The sequence below is a fragment of the Glutamicibacter sp. ZJUTW genome (genome assembly GCF_008370855.1).
GTDB classification, from domain to species: domain Bacteria; phylum Actinomycetota; class Actinomycetes; order Actinomycetales; family Micrococcaceae; genus Glutamicibacter; species Glutamicibacter nicotianae.
Genome location: NZ_CP043624.1, coordinates 1716086 through 1732009, shown reverse-complemented (window position 1 = coordinate 1732009; position 15924 = coordinate 1716086). Strand labels below are relative to the sequence as shown.

Annotated in this window: 13 protein-coding genes; 6 read left to right on the top strand and 7 right to left on the bottom strand. The window is 64.8% G+C overall.

Features of this window, described 5'->3' with window-relative positions; genetic code table 11:
- Positions 1-161: 161 nt before the first annotated feature.
- The 3 genes from F0M17_RS08140 (at position 162) to F0M17_RS08130 (ending at position 3036) form a co-directional block, all read left to right on the top strand.
- On the top strand, positions 162-683 hold the full coding sequence (locus F0M17_RS08140; protein WP_149596897.1) for a DUF2127 domain-containing protein: 522 nt from the start codon (positions 162-164) through the stop codon (positions 681-683).
- A gap of 114 nt (positions 684-797) precedes the next feature.
- Positions 798-1778: an alpha/beta fold hydrolase gene (locus F0M17_RS08135; RefSeq protein WP_149596896.1), complete on the top strand. Its 981-nt coding sequence runs from the start codon at positions 798-800 to the stop codon at positions 1776-1778.
- A gap of 64 nt (positions 1779-1842) precedes the next feature.
- Positions 1843-3036 (top strand): glycosyltransferase, encoded by a 1194-nt coding sequence (locus F0M17_RS08130; RefSeq protein WP_149596895.1) that lies wholly within the window; start codon positions 1843-1845, stop codon positions 3034-3036.
- A gap of 74 nt (positions 3037-3110) precedes the next feature.
- On the opposite strand, the gene F0M17_RS08125 is transcribed toward F0M17_RS08130, so the two are convergent.
- From F0M17_RS08125 to F0M17_RS08115, 3 genes are read right to left on the bottom strand one after another with little or no spacing between them, the layout of a single operon-like run.
- Positions 3111-3965, bottom strand: coding sequence for a MaoC/PaaZ C-terminal domain-containing protein (locus F0M17_RS08125; RefSeq protein ID WP_149596894.1), 855 nt, complete (start codon positions 3963-3965; stop codon positions 3111-3113).
- Between the two features lies 1 nt (position 3966).
- Positions 3967-5304 (bottom strand): 3-oxoacyl-ACP reductase, encoded by a 1338-nt coding sequence (locus F0M17_RS08120; protein ID WP_149596893.1) that lies wholly within the window; start codon positions 5302-5304, stop codon positions 3967-3969.
- Positions 5304-6599 carry an acetyl-CoA C-acetyltransferase gene (locus tag F0M17_RS08115; protein WP_073706265.1) on the bottom strand — a complete coding sequence of 432 codons (1296 nt, stop codon included), beginning with the start codon at positions 6597-6599 and terminating at the stop codon, positions 5304-5306. Before F0M17_RS08115 ends, F0M17_RS08120 begins: the two co-directional genes overlap by 1 nt.
- Before the next feature lie 75 nt (positions 6600-6674).
- On the opposite strand from F0M17_RS08115, the gene F0M17_RS08110 reads away from it, so the two are divergent.
- Entirely contained in the window at positions 6675-7334 is a 660-nt protein-coding gene (locus F0M17_RS08110) for a TetR/AcrR family transcriptional regulator (RefSeq protein ID WP_121866796.1), read from the top strand.
- 51 nt (positions 7335-7385) lie between these two features.
- The gene (locus F0M17_RS08105; protein ID WP_149596892.1) at positions 7386-9401 is read left to right on the top strand and encodes an acyl-CoA dehydrogenase; all 2016 of its coding nucleotides are present in this window, start codon (positions 7386-7388) and stop codon (positions 9399-9401) included.
- Positions 9402-9494: 93 nt separating this feature from the next.
- Here F0M17_RS08105 and F0M17_RS08100 read toward each other — a convergent pair whose 3' ends face one another.
- The gene (locus F0M17_RS08100) at positions 9495-9971 is read right to left on the bottom strand and encodes a VOC family protein (protein ID WP_246857168.1); all 477 of its coding nucleotides are present in this window, start codon (positions 9969-9971) and stop codon (positions 9495-9497) included.
- A gap of 59 nt (positions 9972-10030) precedes the next feature.
- Here F0M17_RS08100 and F0M17_RS08095 point away from each other — a divergent pair, with 59 nt between their 5' ends.
- Positions 10031-10600, top strand: a complete 570-nt coding sequence (locus tag F0M17_RS08095; RefSeq protein WP_149596891.1) for a GNAT family N-acetyltransferase — start codon at positions 10031-10033, stop codon at positions 10598-10600.
- Here the strand turns inward: F0M17_RS08095 and F0M17_RS08090 are convergent.
- The 3 genes from F0M17_RS08090 to F0M17_RS08080 all read right to left on the bottom strand — a co-directional run bounded on the left by F0M17_RS08090 (position 10597) and on the right by F0M17_RS08080 (position 15766).
- Entirely contained in the window at positions 10597-11535 is a 939-nt protein-coding gene (locus F0M17_RS08090; RefSeq protein ID WP_246857167.1) for a dihydrodipicolinate synthase family protein, read from the bottom strand. The genes F0M17_RS08095 and F0M17_RS08090 overlap by 4 nt on opposite strands.
- A 661-nt stretch (positions 11536-12196) precedes the next feature.
- Positions 12197-12757 (bottom strand): hypothetical protein, encoded by a 561-nt coding sequence (locus F0M17_RS08085; protein WP_073706270.1) that lies wholly within the window; start codon positions 12755-12757, stop codon positions 12197-12199.
- Positions 12758-12892: 135 nt separating this feature from the next.
- Complete coding sequence (locus tag F0M17_RS08080; protein WP_149596888.1) at positions 12893-15766, bottom strand: exo-alpha-sialidase; 2874 nt, start codon at positions 15764-15766, stop codon at positions 12893-12895.
- Positions 15767-15924: the final 158 nt, after the last annotated feature.

Below are 15924 nucleotides of genomic sequence, written 5' to 3'. Positions count from 1 at the left end.
CGCCTGATCTCCCTACGACATCCCGGAACGAAAACTGATTGAAAATGAACATCGCTCGCCACGTGGAATCGAATTGGCAGCATGCCAGCTCTCAGATACTCCATAGCGATTCGTCGCGCTTTGAGAAGTAAGCTCAGATCATCGTTAATGCTTGTCAAACAATGAAGAAAGCACAGCGGGCCATGAACCATCCGGAATCAGCACCAGGACAAGGCAAGCGCCGCAGATTGCTAGACCGAACTTTTTACGTGGGCCTGATCCTCAAGGGCATCACGGGCGTTTCGGAACTCGTGGCCGGCACCATATTTCTCTTTGCCGGGCCATCTCAGATCATGGTGTTCGTAAGTGCAGTGACTCACCACGAACTTTCCGAAGATCCGCAGGATTTCATCGCCCGCTTTCTGGTCAGTTTGGCTGAACGCCTAGAAGTTTCTGCAACACTCTTTGCAGCGGCTTACCTGCTATTCCATGGGATAGTAAAGGTGGTGCTGGTGTGGGCAGTGCTGAGAAACCAATTGTGGGCTTATCCGTGGCTCATTGGATTCCTGATTGCATTCATCGTGTACCAGATCTACGAGCTGTTTATCAGCTTCAGCTGGGGACTCATCGGGCTCACAGTTTTCGACGCATTCATCGTTGTACTGACATGGCGCGAGTATCAACTTCATCGACGGACAGCTTGAACTCTCCAGCCGAGCTCCCCGCATTTTCAATGATGGCCGGCCAAGGAGATCCAGAAGAGCGGAAGCAACTTTCGATGAAGCCCTCGTTGGCCCGCTTTCCCGTAAAGTGCGTACATGACTGATTTTTCCCTCGGCAGCAATCCCATCCATCACGGGCTGATGCCGACCGACGATGGCCACCAGCTGTACTGGGAAGAGTTCGGACGCCGCGACGGAATCCCGGCACTGCATCTACACGGCGGCCCGGGAGGAACGCTCGGCGCCAGCGGCTATCGAAACCGCTGGGACCTGTCCCGTACGCGCCTCATCGGTTTCGAGCAGCGCGGTTGCGGCCGTTCCCTCCCCTCGGCTGCAGATGCAAACGTGGAGATGGAATCATTCACTACCCCGCGGCTCATTGCCGACATCGAAACGTTGCGCATCGGGCTGGGAATCGAGAAATGGATCCTCAATGGCGTGTCCTGGGGCTCGACCTTGGCGCTCGCCTACGCGCAGGCGCATCCCGAACGTGTTATCGGCATCGTGCTGTTCGCGGTGACGACAACCAGCCGTGAAGAAGTCCAATGGATCACCGAAACCGTCGGAGCGCTCTTTCCCGAGGCATGGGACCGGCTCGCGGGATTCGCCAGCAGGCATGTTCCTGCCTATGCGTCCGGAGAGTTGCGGCTGGTCGAGGCCTACGCGCAACTGCTCAGCTCCAGCGATCTTGAACTTCGCGACGCGGCCTCCCGCGAATGGGCCCTGTGGGAGGATACCCACATTTCCCTCGGCACCGAGCAAGTGGTTCGGGATCCGCGCTGGGAAGAGCGCAGTTTTCGGCATTCGATGACCCGGACGACGACGCATTTCTGGGCCCACGACGGCTTCTGCCAGCCACCGATCCTCGAGAACATGGCCAAGATCCAGCATCTTCCGGCCGTCCTGATCCACGGACGCGCCGATGTTTCCGGCCCTGCAAGAACCGCATGGAAGCTGCACCAGCTCTGGCCGGCTTCCTCGCTGGTCATCTGCGAAAAAGACGGCCACGGAGGAGCGGACATGGTGGATCACTGGACATCCGCAAACGCGAAGATGCTCGACTTGGCTTCTTGGTAGCATCAGAGGCGGAGTTTCGAACGAAAAATTCCGTCACCAGCACAGCACCTTGGGAGCACCGATCATGCGCATAGCCATGCTTTCCCTGCATACCTCGCCAATGCAGCAACCCGGCTCCGGCGATGCAGGCGGCATGAACGTGTACATCCAGAACCTTTCCTATGCGTTGGGCGCGCTGGGCCACGAAGTGCATATGCTCACGCGCACCGCCGGGGATTCAGAGTCGCTGCAGGTCAGTGAGGGCGTATGGATGCACCAGGTGCAGGTAGCCGCGAACCGGACCCTGGCCAAGGAGCAGCTGCCCGAAATCATCGACGAAGCCGCGGAAGAAATAGCCACCCACCTGCACGGCGTGAAGATCGATGTAATCCATGGCCACTATTGGCTCTCGGGAATGGTGGGGCTGCAGCTGGCCGCACGGTGGGACGCTCCCCTGCTGGTGTCGATGCACACCTCGGCCGCGGCCAAGGAGCACGAATCGGGCATCCCCGAGCCCGGGTACCGCAAGGAAGCCGAGCAGCAGCTGCTTGCCGAATGCGCGCGCATCATCGCCAACACCCCGGTGGAAGCGAAGCAGCTCGGGCGCTTCTACGCCGTGGAATCGAAAAAGCTCGACATCGTGCTGCCCGGCGTCAACCACCGAATCTTCCATCAGGACCAGGACAAGGTGCGCCGCCCGCTGGGCGAGGATGACCTGCATCTGGTCTATGCCGGACGGATGCAACCGCTGAAGGGAGCGCATCTGCTGCTCGAAGCCATGGGCATCGCGCGCCGCGAGGACCCCAGCCTGCGCATCACCGCATCACTCTTCGGCGCCCTGTCCGGGCAAACCAACTACGACCTGCCTTCGCTCGTGCAACGCCACGGCCTTCAGGACGTCGTCCGCTTCTTCGATCCGCTCTCCCCCGAGAAATTGGCACTCGTCTTCGCCAACGCCGACGTCGTTGCAGTCCCTTCGCTCTCCGAGACCTTCGGACTGGTAGCTGCCGAAGCGCAGGCCTGCGGTACTCCGGTTCTGGCCAATGCCGTGGGCGGTTTGGCGTACGCCGTGAACGACGGCGAATCAGGGTGGCTCATGGACGAGCCCGATGCCCAGCTGTGGGCCGAAAAATTGCTTGAGCTTGCCCGGGATCCTGAACAGATTACCGCCGCCGGCCATGGCGCACTGGAGCATTCGGGACTATTCACCTGGGAGCGCGCCGCTGTCGCTACATTGGCCAGCTATCGCATGGCCCAGTCCGAGCGCCACCGAGCCTAGTCAAGGTCGGTGGCACCACAGTGCCCTGGCCGTCAACGCGACTGCGTCGATGACCAGGGCACTGGTGACTTCACCTAGCCGCGCACCAGCTCCATTTCGAAGTGGGGCTTGGATTTGCGCGCATTCCACGCCTGGATGGTGTAACCGTCGGAGTTCGGCTGGAAGGCCAGGTCTACCGAAGCCGGAAGCACCACCGGAGTCCTGAACTCGATGCTCCAGCGGTAGCTTCCGCCAGCAGGCTCGATCCCCGCCAGCGCACGGGCCGCCAGGTAGATGCCGTGGGCGATGGCCGCCGGCATACCCAATGCCTTGGCGCTGAGCGCAGCCAGGTGGATCGGGTTGTAGTCCCCGGCGACCGCGGCCCAGCGGCGTCCGGTTCCAGCATCCAGTTTCCAGCTTGCGGTGCGCTGCGGTGCGGCAAAGTCAGGGCGCGCGCTTTTCTCCGGCGTGGTCCCATCGAGCCGCACGCCTTTGGCCAAGAACGTGCTGCGCAGCAGCATCCGGTCCTGCCCATCCACCACAATGCGCATCACCAGGTCGGCGGTCACCCCGTGCGGATGGGCCGCGAGGTTCTCGCTGTGCACCTCGATGTCGAATGCCTCGTCCTCCCCCAGCGGCTGCTGGACCTCCACCTGATTGACCAGGTGGATCATTCCCAGAAGCGGCAACGGGAAATCGTCGCGCACCATCAAGGACATCGCCAGCGGGAACGCCAAGGAGTGCACGTAGAGACTCGGCAGCACGCCGTTCATCGGTGCGTCCACGGCCTTGCGGAACTCGGCAAGCTTCGCCGGATCGGCCTTCGCGCCCTGGAACACCAGCACGGTTTCGGGCAGCACCGGGTTCTTCGGCTTGCGCTTCAGGGTCTTGACGGACTGGGCATAGACCGAGGCCATCGACGGAATTCCGGTAACGATCTGCGCACCCATCTCAGGCACCTACCAGCGATTGGCCGCAGACGCGCAGCACCTGGCCGTTCAGCCCGGCCGCGGCATCCGAGCCGAGGAAGCTGATGGCTTCGGCAACATCCACCGGCAGGCCGCCCTGCATCAGCGAGGGCAGGACCATGCGGGCCACGGTGCGGGTGCCCAGCGGGATCTTTGCGGTCATCTCGGTCTCGATGAATCCCGGGGCCACCGCTGCAATGGAGCCGCCGTTCTCGGCGAACAGCTTGGCGCTGGCGTGCACCATGCCGATCACCCCGCCCTTGGAAGCCGCATAATTGGTCTGCCCGCGGTTGCCGGCGATCCCGGAGGTGGACGCCAGCGACACGATGCGCAGGCCCGGCAGCTTGGCCGCCAGGAAGGCCTCGTTCATGCGCAGCTGCGAGGCGATGTTCACGGCAATCACCGAATCCCAGCGGCCGGCATCCATGTTGGCCAGCAGCTTGTCGCGGGTGATTCCGGCATTGTGGATCACCAGATCCAGCGAGCCATGCCGGCCGATCGCGTGATCCATGATCTGCTGCGCTGCATCTTCCGCGGTGACATCCAGCTGCAAGGTGGTGGCGCCGATGGAATTGGCCACCTTGGCCAGCGCTTCGCCGGCGGCCGGCATGTCTACCACGACCACCTGCGCCCCATCGCGGGACAGCGTTTTGGCGATGGCCGCGCCGATGCCGCGGGCGGCCCCGGTCACCACTGCCACCTTGCCGGCCAGCGGCTTGGCGAAGTCAGCCGGAAGCACGCCATCGTTGGTGCGCACGGTCAGGAATTGGCCGTCCACATAGGCGCTGCGCCCGGAGAAGAAGAAGCGCAAGGCGGCCAGCGCACTCGGGCTGGCCACGGTAGTGCCAGCGTCGAGCACGATGCCATTGGCGGTCGCGCCGCCGCGCATTTCGCGGCCCATCGAGCGCACCACGCCATCGATGCCCTGGCGCACGGCTGACAGCTGGGGCGCATCATCATCCCCGGCGGGCCGGGAGAATGCGACCACGCGGCCGCCGGGAAGCAGCTTGCGCAGCGCCTGGCCGGCTGCGAGCATCAGCGGCGAGAGGTCGGTGGGGCGTTCAAGCTCGTCAAGCAGCAGGACCAGAGCGCCGAGCTTGGCTTCCCCTGCGTCGTGGCGGCGCACATCCAGGCCCCAGGACACCAAGGTGTCGCTCAATTCCTGCGCCTTGGCCGAGGTGCCGAGGATCAATACCGGGCCGGGCAGCAGCGCGGCTTCCGGGCTGTAGCGGCGCAGCCGCGGCGGACGCGGCAGGCCCAGCATGGTGGCCAGCTTCTTGGTCAGGCCGGTGTTGACCAGTTCCATGTACTTGTCTGCCATTAGTTGCGAGCCTCCAGAATAGCGACGACGCCCTGGCCGCCTGCTGCGCAGACCGAAATCAGTGCGCGGCCCGAACCCTTTTCGTGCAGCATCTTCGCAGTGCTGGCGATAATGCGGCCGCCGGTGGCGGCAAATGGGTGTCCCGCTGCGAGCGAGGAGCCATTCACGTTAAGCTTCGACCGGTCGATGGCGCCCAGCGGCGCATCCAGGCCAAGCTTCTCGCGGCAGAATTCCTCGTCTTCCCACGCCTTGAGCGTGGACAGCACGGTGCCGGCGAAGGCTTCGTGGATCTCGTAGAAATCAAAGTCCTGCAAGGTGAGGTTGTTGCGCTTGAGCATGCGGGCGGTGGCGTAGGCCGGGGCCATCAGCAGGCCTTCACCGCCGTGCACGAAGTCCACCGCGGCGGCTTCGAAGTCGACGAAGTTCGCCAGCATCGGCAGGTCGTTGGCTTGGGCGTACTCTTCGCTGCCCAGCAGCACCGTCGAGGCGCCGTCGGTCAGCGGGGTGGAGTTGCCAGCGGTCATGGTCGCTTCCTCGCCCAGGTTCTTGCCGAAGGCCGGCTTGAGCTTGGCGAGCTTTTCCATGCTGGAGTCGGCGCGCAGGTTGTTGTCCTTGGCCAGGCCGTTGAATGGGGTAATCAGGTCGTTGAAGAAGCCCCGGTCGTAGGCGGCAGCCAGGTTCTTGTGGCTGGCCAAGGCCAGTTCATCCTGTGCTTCGCGGGTGATGCCCCACTTCTTGGTGGTGATCGCCTGGTGGTCGCCCATGGACAGTCCGGTACGTGGTTCGCCGGTACCTGGAGCCGCTGGGGCCAGGTGGCCTGGGCGCAGCTTGGACAACGCGGCCAACTTGGCTTTGGTGGAGCGGGCCCGGGAAAGTTCCATCAGGATCGCGCGCAGCGAATCGGATACGGCGATGGGCGCGTCGGAGGTGGTGTCCACGCCGCCGCCGATGGCCGAGTCGAGCTGGCCGAGCTTGATCTTGTTGGCCAGCGAGCCGATGGCTTCCATGCCGGTGGCGCACGCCATCTGCACATCGTAGGCCGGGGTGGCGTGATCCAGCGAGGAGCCGAGCACCGCTTCGCGGATCAGGTTGAAGTTCTTGGAGTGCTTGAGCACCGCACCGCCGGAGACTGCACCGATGCGCTGTCCCTGCAGTCCGTAGCGGGCAACCAGGCCCTCGAGTGCGGCGGTGAACATGTCCTGGTTGGACGCATTCACATAGGCGGTGTTGGAACGGGCGAAGGGAATGCGGTTGCCACCGATGATCACGGCATTGCGCACAGAAGGCTGGCTCATGTTCGTTGAACTCCTGTAAATATTCTGGTGTGACAAGTATTACTGTAACCAAGAGTACATGATACTCTGAGTTACGTGAACAAGATCACCGAAGAATTCGACCGCGAGACCGACGGCCGGGCAGCCCGCTGGGAAGCGCATCGCACCGCGCGCCACGAGGAGCTGCTCAAGCTGGCACGCAAGGCAGTGCACGAGCTCGGCCCGCAGGTCTCGATGGAAGACATCGCCGGGCACGCACGCACCTCCAAGCCCGTCTACTACCGGTACTTCGGAGACAAGGAAGGACTGCGCCAGGCGCTGAGCGCCATGGTGATCAACGACTTCCGCGAACGCGTCATCGCTGCGGGGCTGGCCAAGGAAGACGAAATCAGCGCGCTGCACGCGATGGTCTCCTCCTATCTGGGACTGGCCGACAACAGCCCCAACCTGTACTTCTTCGTGACCTCCGCCCCGCGCTCGGCCGATGACGAGTCGGCCGGGGCTCTGAACACCTTCTTCGAGGAGGCCTCCAGCTTGATGAGCGAACGCCTGCTCAAGCTCTACGACCAGCGCGCCACCGCCGCCACCCTCGATTTGTGGCCGCGTGCGGCCCTGGGCATGGTCCGCGCCGCCGGCGAGCAATGGCTGAGCCAGCCGCCCGGCGCCAACAAGCCGTCGCTGCAGTCGCTGGCCACCGAACTGACCAACTGGCTGGCCTACGGCATCGCCTCCACCCGGACACCGACAACCCGCTGAAGCACCTTGAGTGCATCCCAAACCCGACACCACCGAAATGAAAGGCACGCCATGAGCGAGAACCGCATCAACGTCACCGCCCTCTCCGAGCAGCTGCTCGGCCCCTACGCCGAAATCCGCAAGGCCTCGCGCGCCCGCGCCGCCAATCCGCAGCTGCAGCGCGACCCGCTGCTGGGCATGGACGAGCACCGCGAACGGGTGCTCGGCCAGCTGGGCATCCTCGTCGAGCAGGAGGCCGTGCAGCGTGCCTTCCCCAAGGAATTCGGCGGCTTCGATGACCACGGCGGCTCGCTGGCCGCCTTCGAGGAACTGGTGGCAGCCGACCCATCGCTGCAGATCAAGGCAGGGGTGCAGTGGGGCCTGTTCGCTGGAGCGATCCTGCACCTGGGCAGCGAAGAGCACCACGCCAAGTGGCTGCCGGATGCCATGAGCCTGAAGACCCCGGGCGCCTTCGCCATGACCGAGATCGGCCACGGCTCGGACGTCGCCTCCGTCGCCACCACTGCCACCTACGACGAAGCCACGGAGGAATTCGTCATCCACACCCCGTTCAAGGCCGCCTGGAAGGACTATCTGGGCAACGCCGCGCTGCACGGCAAGGCAGCCACCGTCTTCGCCCAGCTGGTCACCAAGGGCGTGAACCATGGCGTGCACTGCTTCTACGTGCCGATCCGCGACGAGGACGGCAACTTCCTGGAAGGCGTCGGCGGCGAGGACGACGGGCTCAAGGGCGGGCTGAACGGCATCGACAACGGCCGGCTGCACTTCACCAACGTGCGTGTTCCGCGCACCAACCTGCTCAACCGCTACGGCAACGTGGACGCCGACGGCACCTACTCCTCGCCGATCCCCTCGCCGGGCCGCCGCTTCTTCACCATGCTCGGCACCCTGGTCCAGGGCCGCGTCTCGCTGGATGGCGCCGCCACCAACGCCTCGAAGATCGCCCTGCAGATCGCCGTGACCTACGGCAACCAGCGCCGCCAGTTCAACTCCACCTCGGACACCGAGGAAACCACCCTGCTGGACTACCAGCGCCACCAGCGCCGGCTGATCGCCCGGCTGGCCCGCACCTATGCCTCCTCCTTCGCCCACGACGGCCTGCTGGACAAGTTCGATGCGGTGTTCTCCGGCCGCGCCGACAGCGACGACGACCGCCAGGACCTGGAAACCCTCGCCGCCGCGCTGAAGCCGCTGAGCACTTGGGACGCACTGGACACCATCCAGGAATGCCGCGAAGCCTGTGGCGGCGCCGGCTTCATCGCCAAGAACCGCTTCACCCAGCTCTACGCGGACCTGGATGTCTACGTGACCTTCGAGGGCGACAACAATGTGCTGCTGCAGCTGGTGGGCAAGCGCCTGCTCACCGACTATGCGGCCGAGTTCCGCAAGCTCGACACCGGCGCGATGGCGCTGTACGCGGCCAAGCAGGCAGGCACCACCGCACTGCACCGCTCCGGGCTGCGCAGCGTGGGCCAGGCCTTCGCGGACATCTCCGATGAGCGCAAGAGCGCCAACTTCTTCAAGGACCCGGAGAACCAGCGAGCCTTGCTTGCCGACCGCATCAATGCCAAGGTCGCCTCGGTGGCCAACGCCCTGCGCGCCGCCGGGAAGGACAAGGCCAAGGGCGCCGCCGCGTTCAACGAGAACCAGGACCTGCTGATCTCCGCGGCCCGCGATCACGGCCAGCTGCTGCGCTGGGAGGCATTCACCGCGGCCATCGAGAAGACCGGCGATCCGGCCACCACCGAGGTGCTGACCTGGCTGCGCGATGTCTTCGCGCTGTCGTTGATCGAGGACGACCTGGGCTGGTACCTGGCCAACGGCCTGCTCTCGATGCAGCGTGCCCGCACCCTGTCCGGCTACATCAACCGCCTGCTCGCCCGCCTGCGCCCGCATGCCCAGGACCTGGTGGACGCCTTCGGCTACACCCAGGACCACCTGCGTGCGGACATCTCCTCGGGCGGCGAAGCAGAACGCCAGGACGAGGCCATGGAGTATTTCCGCAAGCTGCGCGCCAGCGACAATGCGCCGATCAGCGAGAAGTCCTTGCAGAAGGCCAAGCGCTAGTACCTGCCTGAGGCCAGGTCACCGGTGCCCGGCCCCGGGGAAATTCCGCGGGGCCGAGCTCCGGCCGTTTAACAGTAGTCGCGGCTGCTGGGATTAATTGTCCAGCCGCTGGGCCAGCGCCACGGTCAGCCCTTCGGGACCGCGCACGTAGGCCATCTTCCACATGCCCTCGTATTCGCCGACCCCGCCGATCAGCCCATAGCCCTGGGTTTCAAGGCCGGTGAGCATCTCCTGGAGATCGTCGACCTCGAACGCGATCGAGCGCAGCCCGAGTTCATTGGCCATGGCGTGCGGGTTGCCCGGTTCGTGCGCGGGCTTCTCGAAGCTGGACAGCTCGATGCCGACGGAGGAATCCTCGGATTTGAGCATCACGATGTTCGTGCGCGAGTCCTTGACCCCGCACACGGTTTCCAGGAACTCGCCTTCCATCCCGTCGACTCTCCCCTCGACATGCAGGCCCAGGCCAATGAAGAAGGCGGTCACCAGATCGAGGTCTGCAACGGTGATGCCGATATGGTCAAAACGGATTATTCGTGGCATGGTGGTGGGCACGCTTTCCTTGATCGACATCCAGTTAGCCACAGGGTACGCCCCACAGGCGCCCGGAACCAGTCCCCGAAGAAGACTTGATGGAACTAGAAATCTTGCCTGCAGATGCCTCTCGCTGGGATGGCCTGGCACTCATCTTCGGTGTGCGGGGCGATCCCTCGTGGTGCAAATGCCAGTACTTCATCGATGAGCAATGGAACCGCGGCGCGGCCAGCAATGATACTGCCCTGCGCGAACAGGTCAGCGGCCCCGGCATTCCCGCCGGCCTGCTCGCCTATGCCGATGGCCAGCCGGCAGGCTGGGTGCAGGTCGGGCCCAGCGGGCGGTACCCGCGCTTCCGCCCCCGCGGGCACCAGGCCGGCGAATCCATCTGGGTGCTGACTTGTTTCGTTATCCGCCCCGAATTCCGCCGCCAAGGCATTTCGGCCCAGCTGCTGGCCGGCGCAATCGAGCATGCCCGCGCGAACGGCGCCAGCGTGCTGCGCGCCCGCCCCACCGATACCAGCATCAATGCCAAGGACAGTGCCGGACTGTTTACCGGTGTCCTGGCAACTTTCGAAGCTGCCGGCTTCACTGTCGTCAACCGCAACAGGAGCCTGGCCCTGGTGGAATTGGACCTGGCGGAACTGGATCTGGCTCCGACTCGCTAGAGACTTGCCAGCCCCAACCGGTCGAGCATCAGCGCTAGCTGGGCGCGCTGATCCGGTTTCAGCCCCTGGACCGGCAACGGCAGGCAATCGGGCGCAGCCAATCCCTGACGCTCGGCGATGGCGGCGCTGACGCGCAGGCTGCCGCACTGCCCGATCAGCTCCCACAGAGGTTGCAGGTCTTCACTGAGAGCCAGCGCCTTCGCGGGCTCACCCGCCTGCACCGCACGCGTGATCCCAAGCATCGGTACCGGGATCGTCCCGCCCACCGCGGTAAACCATGTATCGCACCCAGCGATCAGCCCGGCTGCCCCGAACGCATCGCCGGAGACGCCAATGCCGACTTGCTCGGGAAGCACCGCCCTGATCGCGGCGACATGCGCCCGCGCTTTTTCCGGATCTGCCGGAACCCCGGGAATCTTGATGGAAATGATCCCGGGCAACTGCGCGATCCGCCCGTAGAGCTGGTTGCTGAAGGTGAAATGGGTGGTTGACGGATTATCGTAGACGACCACTGGCAGCTCGCTGCGCCCGGTGGCTGCCCGGAACAGCTCGAAGACCTCGTCATCATCCAGCCGCTGGTAGCCCACCGGGGCGAGCAGCACTCCGGCCGCGCCGGCGGCCCGGGCATCATCAATATGCGCCAGCACGTGCTCTGTGCGCATGGCGCCGACGCCGGCCAGCACCGGTATCCCGGCAGCGTGCTGCACTGCCAATCGGATGACGCGCTCGCGCTCTGCACGATCCAGGTACATGTACGAACCGGTCGAGCCCAGTACGGTGATCGAATCCACCCCGGCGGCAACCAGGCGCTGCACCAGTCCGGCGAAGGCGGTCTGATCGAGCTGGCCGTCTTTCAACGGGGTGAGCGGAAAGGCGCTGAGCCCGGTCAATGCAGTCACGGGCACCGTTCCGGTGCTATCTGGCGATGTCATCATGGAAGTCCTGTTCACTATGCTGGTTCCTTGATCTTACGTCCAGCACTGCGCAGGCGATGACCACGCACCCGCCGAGTATGGTGGGCATGCCGACGTGCGTGCAGCAGCATCCCGGCCCATGGCTAGGTCCTCCGCTCCGGGAGCGCAGACTGGTCGCGCATCCATATGCGTCTGGGTCCCTGATCTCAAAAACTGCTGGCGAATGCTGCCTCCAGTAGGTTGTGCTCGACTTGCCTCGAATTGAACCTGCCGGTTGCGCCCGGCACGTTCAGCAAAGTGATCGATAGCGTGCAGGATCTCATCGCTGCGCCAGAATGAGCCGAGCTTGTGTTCCTTCTTGGACTGCAAGATGCCGCAGTTCGTGAGCGCTTGAAGAGGCGGGTAGATGCTTGGCGGTTTCACGCCCGGACTCTGGCCGCGGAGGCTGCTGCAATCACTGGTTTTTGCATCAGCAGATCCAGGGTCCTCCAGGCGTTGCTGCTCACTCGCGAAGAGAAGCGGGTATTCCATGATTCGCGAATGGCGCTGATCTCTTGGACCATTTCCCGGGTATTGGCCACAGCCAGACGCGAAAACCGCCACCATCACCACGCCTTAAAAGAAGACTGGGGTGAATGGCGGATCAGCTCATTCACCCCAGTCCCCCGGAAATCTTCGCGGATTAAAGCCCGTCGACCTCGACCAGGCCGCGTCGGGTAGGCACCGGAGCCACATGCGTGCCGTTGGCCGCCACCCGCTGCACCGAGCGCAGCCGCGTGGCAGGTCCCTGCGCGGTCTGCAGGATCCACGGGCCGACCATCAGGTAGCCGCGGTCCTTCTCGGCTTCGGTCACCACCCCGGTCACCACGAAATCGCCGTATGGTTCCTGGCTGAAGGAAGCCACCACCAGATCGCCATGCGACAGCTCGGAAACCTCGATGTCTTCCGGAGCGAAATCGCCTTCGAAGACGGCAGGGAAGGCGCGCACGTCCTTGTCAGGCTGGCGCTGCATGATCTCGCCGCCCTCGGCGTCCTTGGCTTTCTTCTTCGCCGCGGCAGCGTTCAACCCGCCGACCATCACGTCATCGAGCACGGTCGCGTGCGCGGCCCCGGTAATCAAGAAGTTGCCGAAACGTTCGGTCTTGTAGAGCACCGATAGGACATCGCCGCCCTGGACCTCGCCGAAGGCCGCTTTCATGCCAGCTACGTCGCGCTTGGAAGGGCCTTTGATAAAGACGTCCACTGATTCTCCGTTCATGCTGTTCAACACAATTCTCGCTCCCAAGCCTAGGCGAGAAGGGCGCGCGCCCGGAAACGGACGCGCGCCCTGCTGGCGGCGGGGTTGGCGACGGGAACCAGGATCCGGCCTGCCACCGTGCTACTTCACCCGCACCACCAGCTGCTTGCTATCGGTGGAACCGGCGGCATTCGCCACGGCCGCCCGGTATCGGTAGGTTCCCGGTGCACGGTCCTCCAGAACCGTCGTGGCCTGCTGCGCGTTCGGGGTGTCGGCGTCCAGCTGCTGCTCATCGACCAGCTTGCCGTTCTCGAATAACTGGTAGCTGGTGGCGTTGGTGCCCCACCGCAGCTCGCTGCTCACCGTGATCGTGCCGGCCTGAGCATCAACCTGGGCGCTGAGCTTCGGCGCGCCCGGCGCGGCATCGGTGACCTTCACGGCCAGCACCGCGGTTTTGCGCTGGCCGGCAGCGTTGCGCAGCACGCCCTGGTACTTGTAGGTGCCGTTCGCCTTGCCGGTGATGCCGACACTGGCCTGCTGGGCTTCCTGGCCGCTCGCAGCCAGTGGTTGGCGGGCGATCTGCTCGCCGTTCTCATACAGGATGAACTCGGTGGCGTTGGAACCGTGGCGCAAATCCATGGTGATCGTGTAGTCGCCGTCCTGCAGCCCGCTGTCCTGTCCGTTGTCGTGCGAGAGCACGGCCTTGCCCGGCTTGCCGGAGGCTTCCTCCTGTTCTTGCACCGGCAGGTCCAAGGCCGGCAGCACCAGTTCGGCCGTGGCCTGCTTGGCCCCGTTGTTCCCGGCCAGCGTTTCGGCGGCTTCAGCCAGCTTGGCCTGCTCGATATCCGAGGCTTGCAGCTGGCGGGTGACGGTGGCCGTGGCGCTCTGACCCGCGGCAAGCTCCGGGATCTCGATCCCGCCGCCGATGATGCCGGTCAGCCGCACGTTGCCGGTGTTCTGAACGGTGGCCTCATAGCTGACGGTGTCTCCGGCAGATGCGTAGCCGTCATCGTCCAGGTCGGCCAGCACCGGCTGCCCGGCGTGGGCTTCCAGGCCCGGGGCGCGGACCAGCAGGTCGACCTCGTCGCCGATGATCCGGTATTCGTTGGCGACCGTCGCGTAGTCCCCGAGCTTGCCGGATGTCCAGGTGGTCTGCGGGGTGAAGTATCCGTTGGACAGGTCCTCGGCGGTCACCGCATGGCGCGGGGTGGTGCACTGGTAGGAGGCGCCGGCAGCCAAGTTGGAGTAGCGGCAGTTGCCGGCCTCGCTGGGCTCGCCGACCGGCTTCGCGGCGAAAGGAGCGAAGTTGCCCTCGGTGGGCACCACCCATTGGTTGATGTTGCCGGTGCTCTTCACGGTGAAGCTGTACGGCACCTTCTCGCCGTCGGCATAAGGGTCGGTAGCCACGTCGCGGCCGGAGTCGGCGCGCTGACCGGTCACCTCGATGCCGGTGACCTCCTGGCCGTTGATCTGCGCGTTGACCAGCCCCTGGGACTGGGTGCCATCGGCCTCGGTGAACACCAGCTGCAGCTGCTGGGTGCCATTGGCCAGCGCCGAGATGTCCACCGGCAGGGCCACGGTGCGCGACTGCCCGGCCTCCAGCGGCTCGATGGCCAGCGGTTCGGCGGTGGCCTGGCTGCTTTCGGCCAGCGCCAAGGTGCCGCTGATGGCGCGGTCCTCCTGGTTGGCGATCGTGACTTCCAGCTCGGCCTGCTCCCCGGCTGCGGCGGTGAGTTCCGGCGCGGCCAGCGGCGCGCACACGTAATTCAGCCATTGCTCGTCGAAGCTGGCGAATTGCATGGAGTCGGTGTAGCCCCCCTCATAGAAGACGCCGAACTGTCCATCGTCCAGGGCGCTGGCCACCGAATACGCGGAGAAGCCGCGCCGGATGGTGCGCAGCCCCGGCCAGGTTTGCCCGTCGTCGCAGGAAACCCGGGCGGAGACGTTCTGCCGGCCGGTCTTGGAATTGGCCCCGGTATACAGCAGTTTCTTCGCCTCGGCGCTGCCGGCCTCGGCGCCCGGATACAGCTGGGTGATATGGGCGTTGTTCGTCGGGTCGGGCAGCTGATGGTCCGCGGAAACCTGGGAGTAGCTGTGGCCGCCGTCCTCCGATACGGCCACCTTGCGGTCGCCGCCGCCTGCCGAATCGCGGGAGTTGAGCATGACCCGGCCGTCGGAGAGCTCCACGACCTTGTTCTCGTCCATGCGGCTGCCGGTGAATTTGCCGCGCTGCCAGGTGGCACCGTGGTCGTCGGAGTACACCGAATAGGCCTGGATGCTGCGGGACCCGTCGGGTTGCATGACATCCCCGGCATACTGCTGGATCAACCGGCCGGCGTACTCGCCGCGGGACAGCTGGATGCCCGCGCCGGAGGTGGCGAAGGTGCTGCGCACCGCGCCGGGCACGGCACTGTCACCGGGCTTGACCACATCGGTGATCAGCCGCGGCTCGCTCCAGGTCAGCCCGCCGTCGGAGGATTCGACCACCGCGGCGCTGATCACCTGGCGGTTCTCGTCGTCATTGCCCCAGGTGCTGCCATGGAAGCCCTGGTCCTTGGAGTAGACGAAGAAGGCGAAGACCTTGCCAGTCTGCTCGTCGTGGACGTAGCTGGGATCGGAATAGCCGTACTTGCCTTCCTCGGCGCTGCCGGCGAACCCGGCGGCGATCGTGGTCATCGGCCCCCACGTCTTGCCGTTGTCGGTGCTGCGGCGCTGCACGATGGAGTTGGGGTTCGGCGCGTCGGCGGCGCTGCCCGGCCGGGCATCCCAGGAGGCGAGCACCACCCCGTCGCCCAGGTGCAGCAGCGCCGGGATGCGGTAGAAGAAATCGGCCTCGGTGCGGTCCGCACCGAGGTTGGTCTCGGTGAACTGCCCCGGCGCGGCGCCCGGGTCGGCTTCGGTGGCCGAACCGGCAGCCTGCGCTGGCGAGGCGGCAGACAACGGCACCAGCAGCGCGGCTGCCACGGCCAGGGCCAGCGGCCGGCGCCGGCGTGATCGGTGGATAACAGGTTTCAAGGGCGGAGTCCTCTCACTGGGGATGGGATGATCGCGGTGATCCGCTAGAGGGATGACGTAGGACGTCACCCCCAGTGTATGTGGCGTGCATTACCTTGGCTAGTGGTTTCCGATTTAATCTGAATAATTATCTCCATGTCAAAAGTACTTTGGTGGAA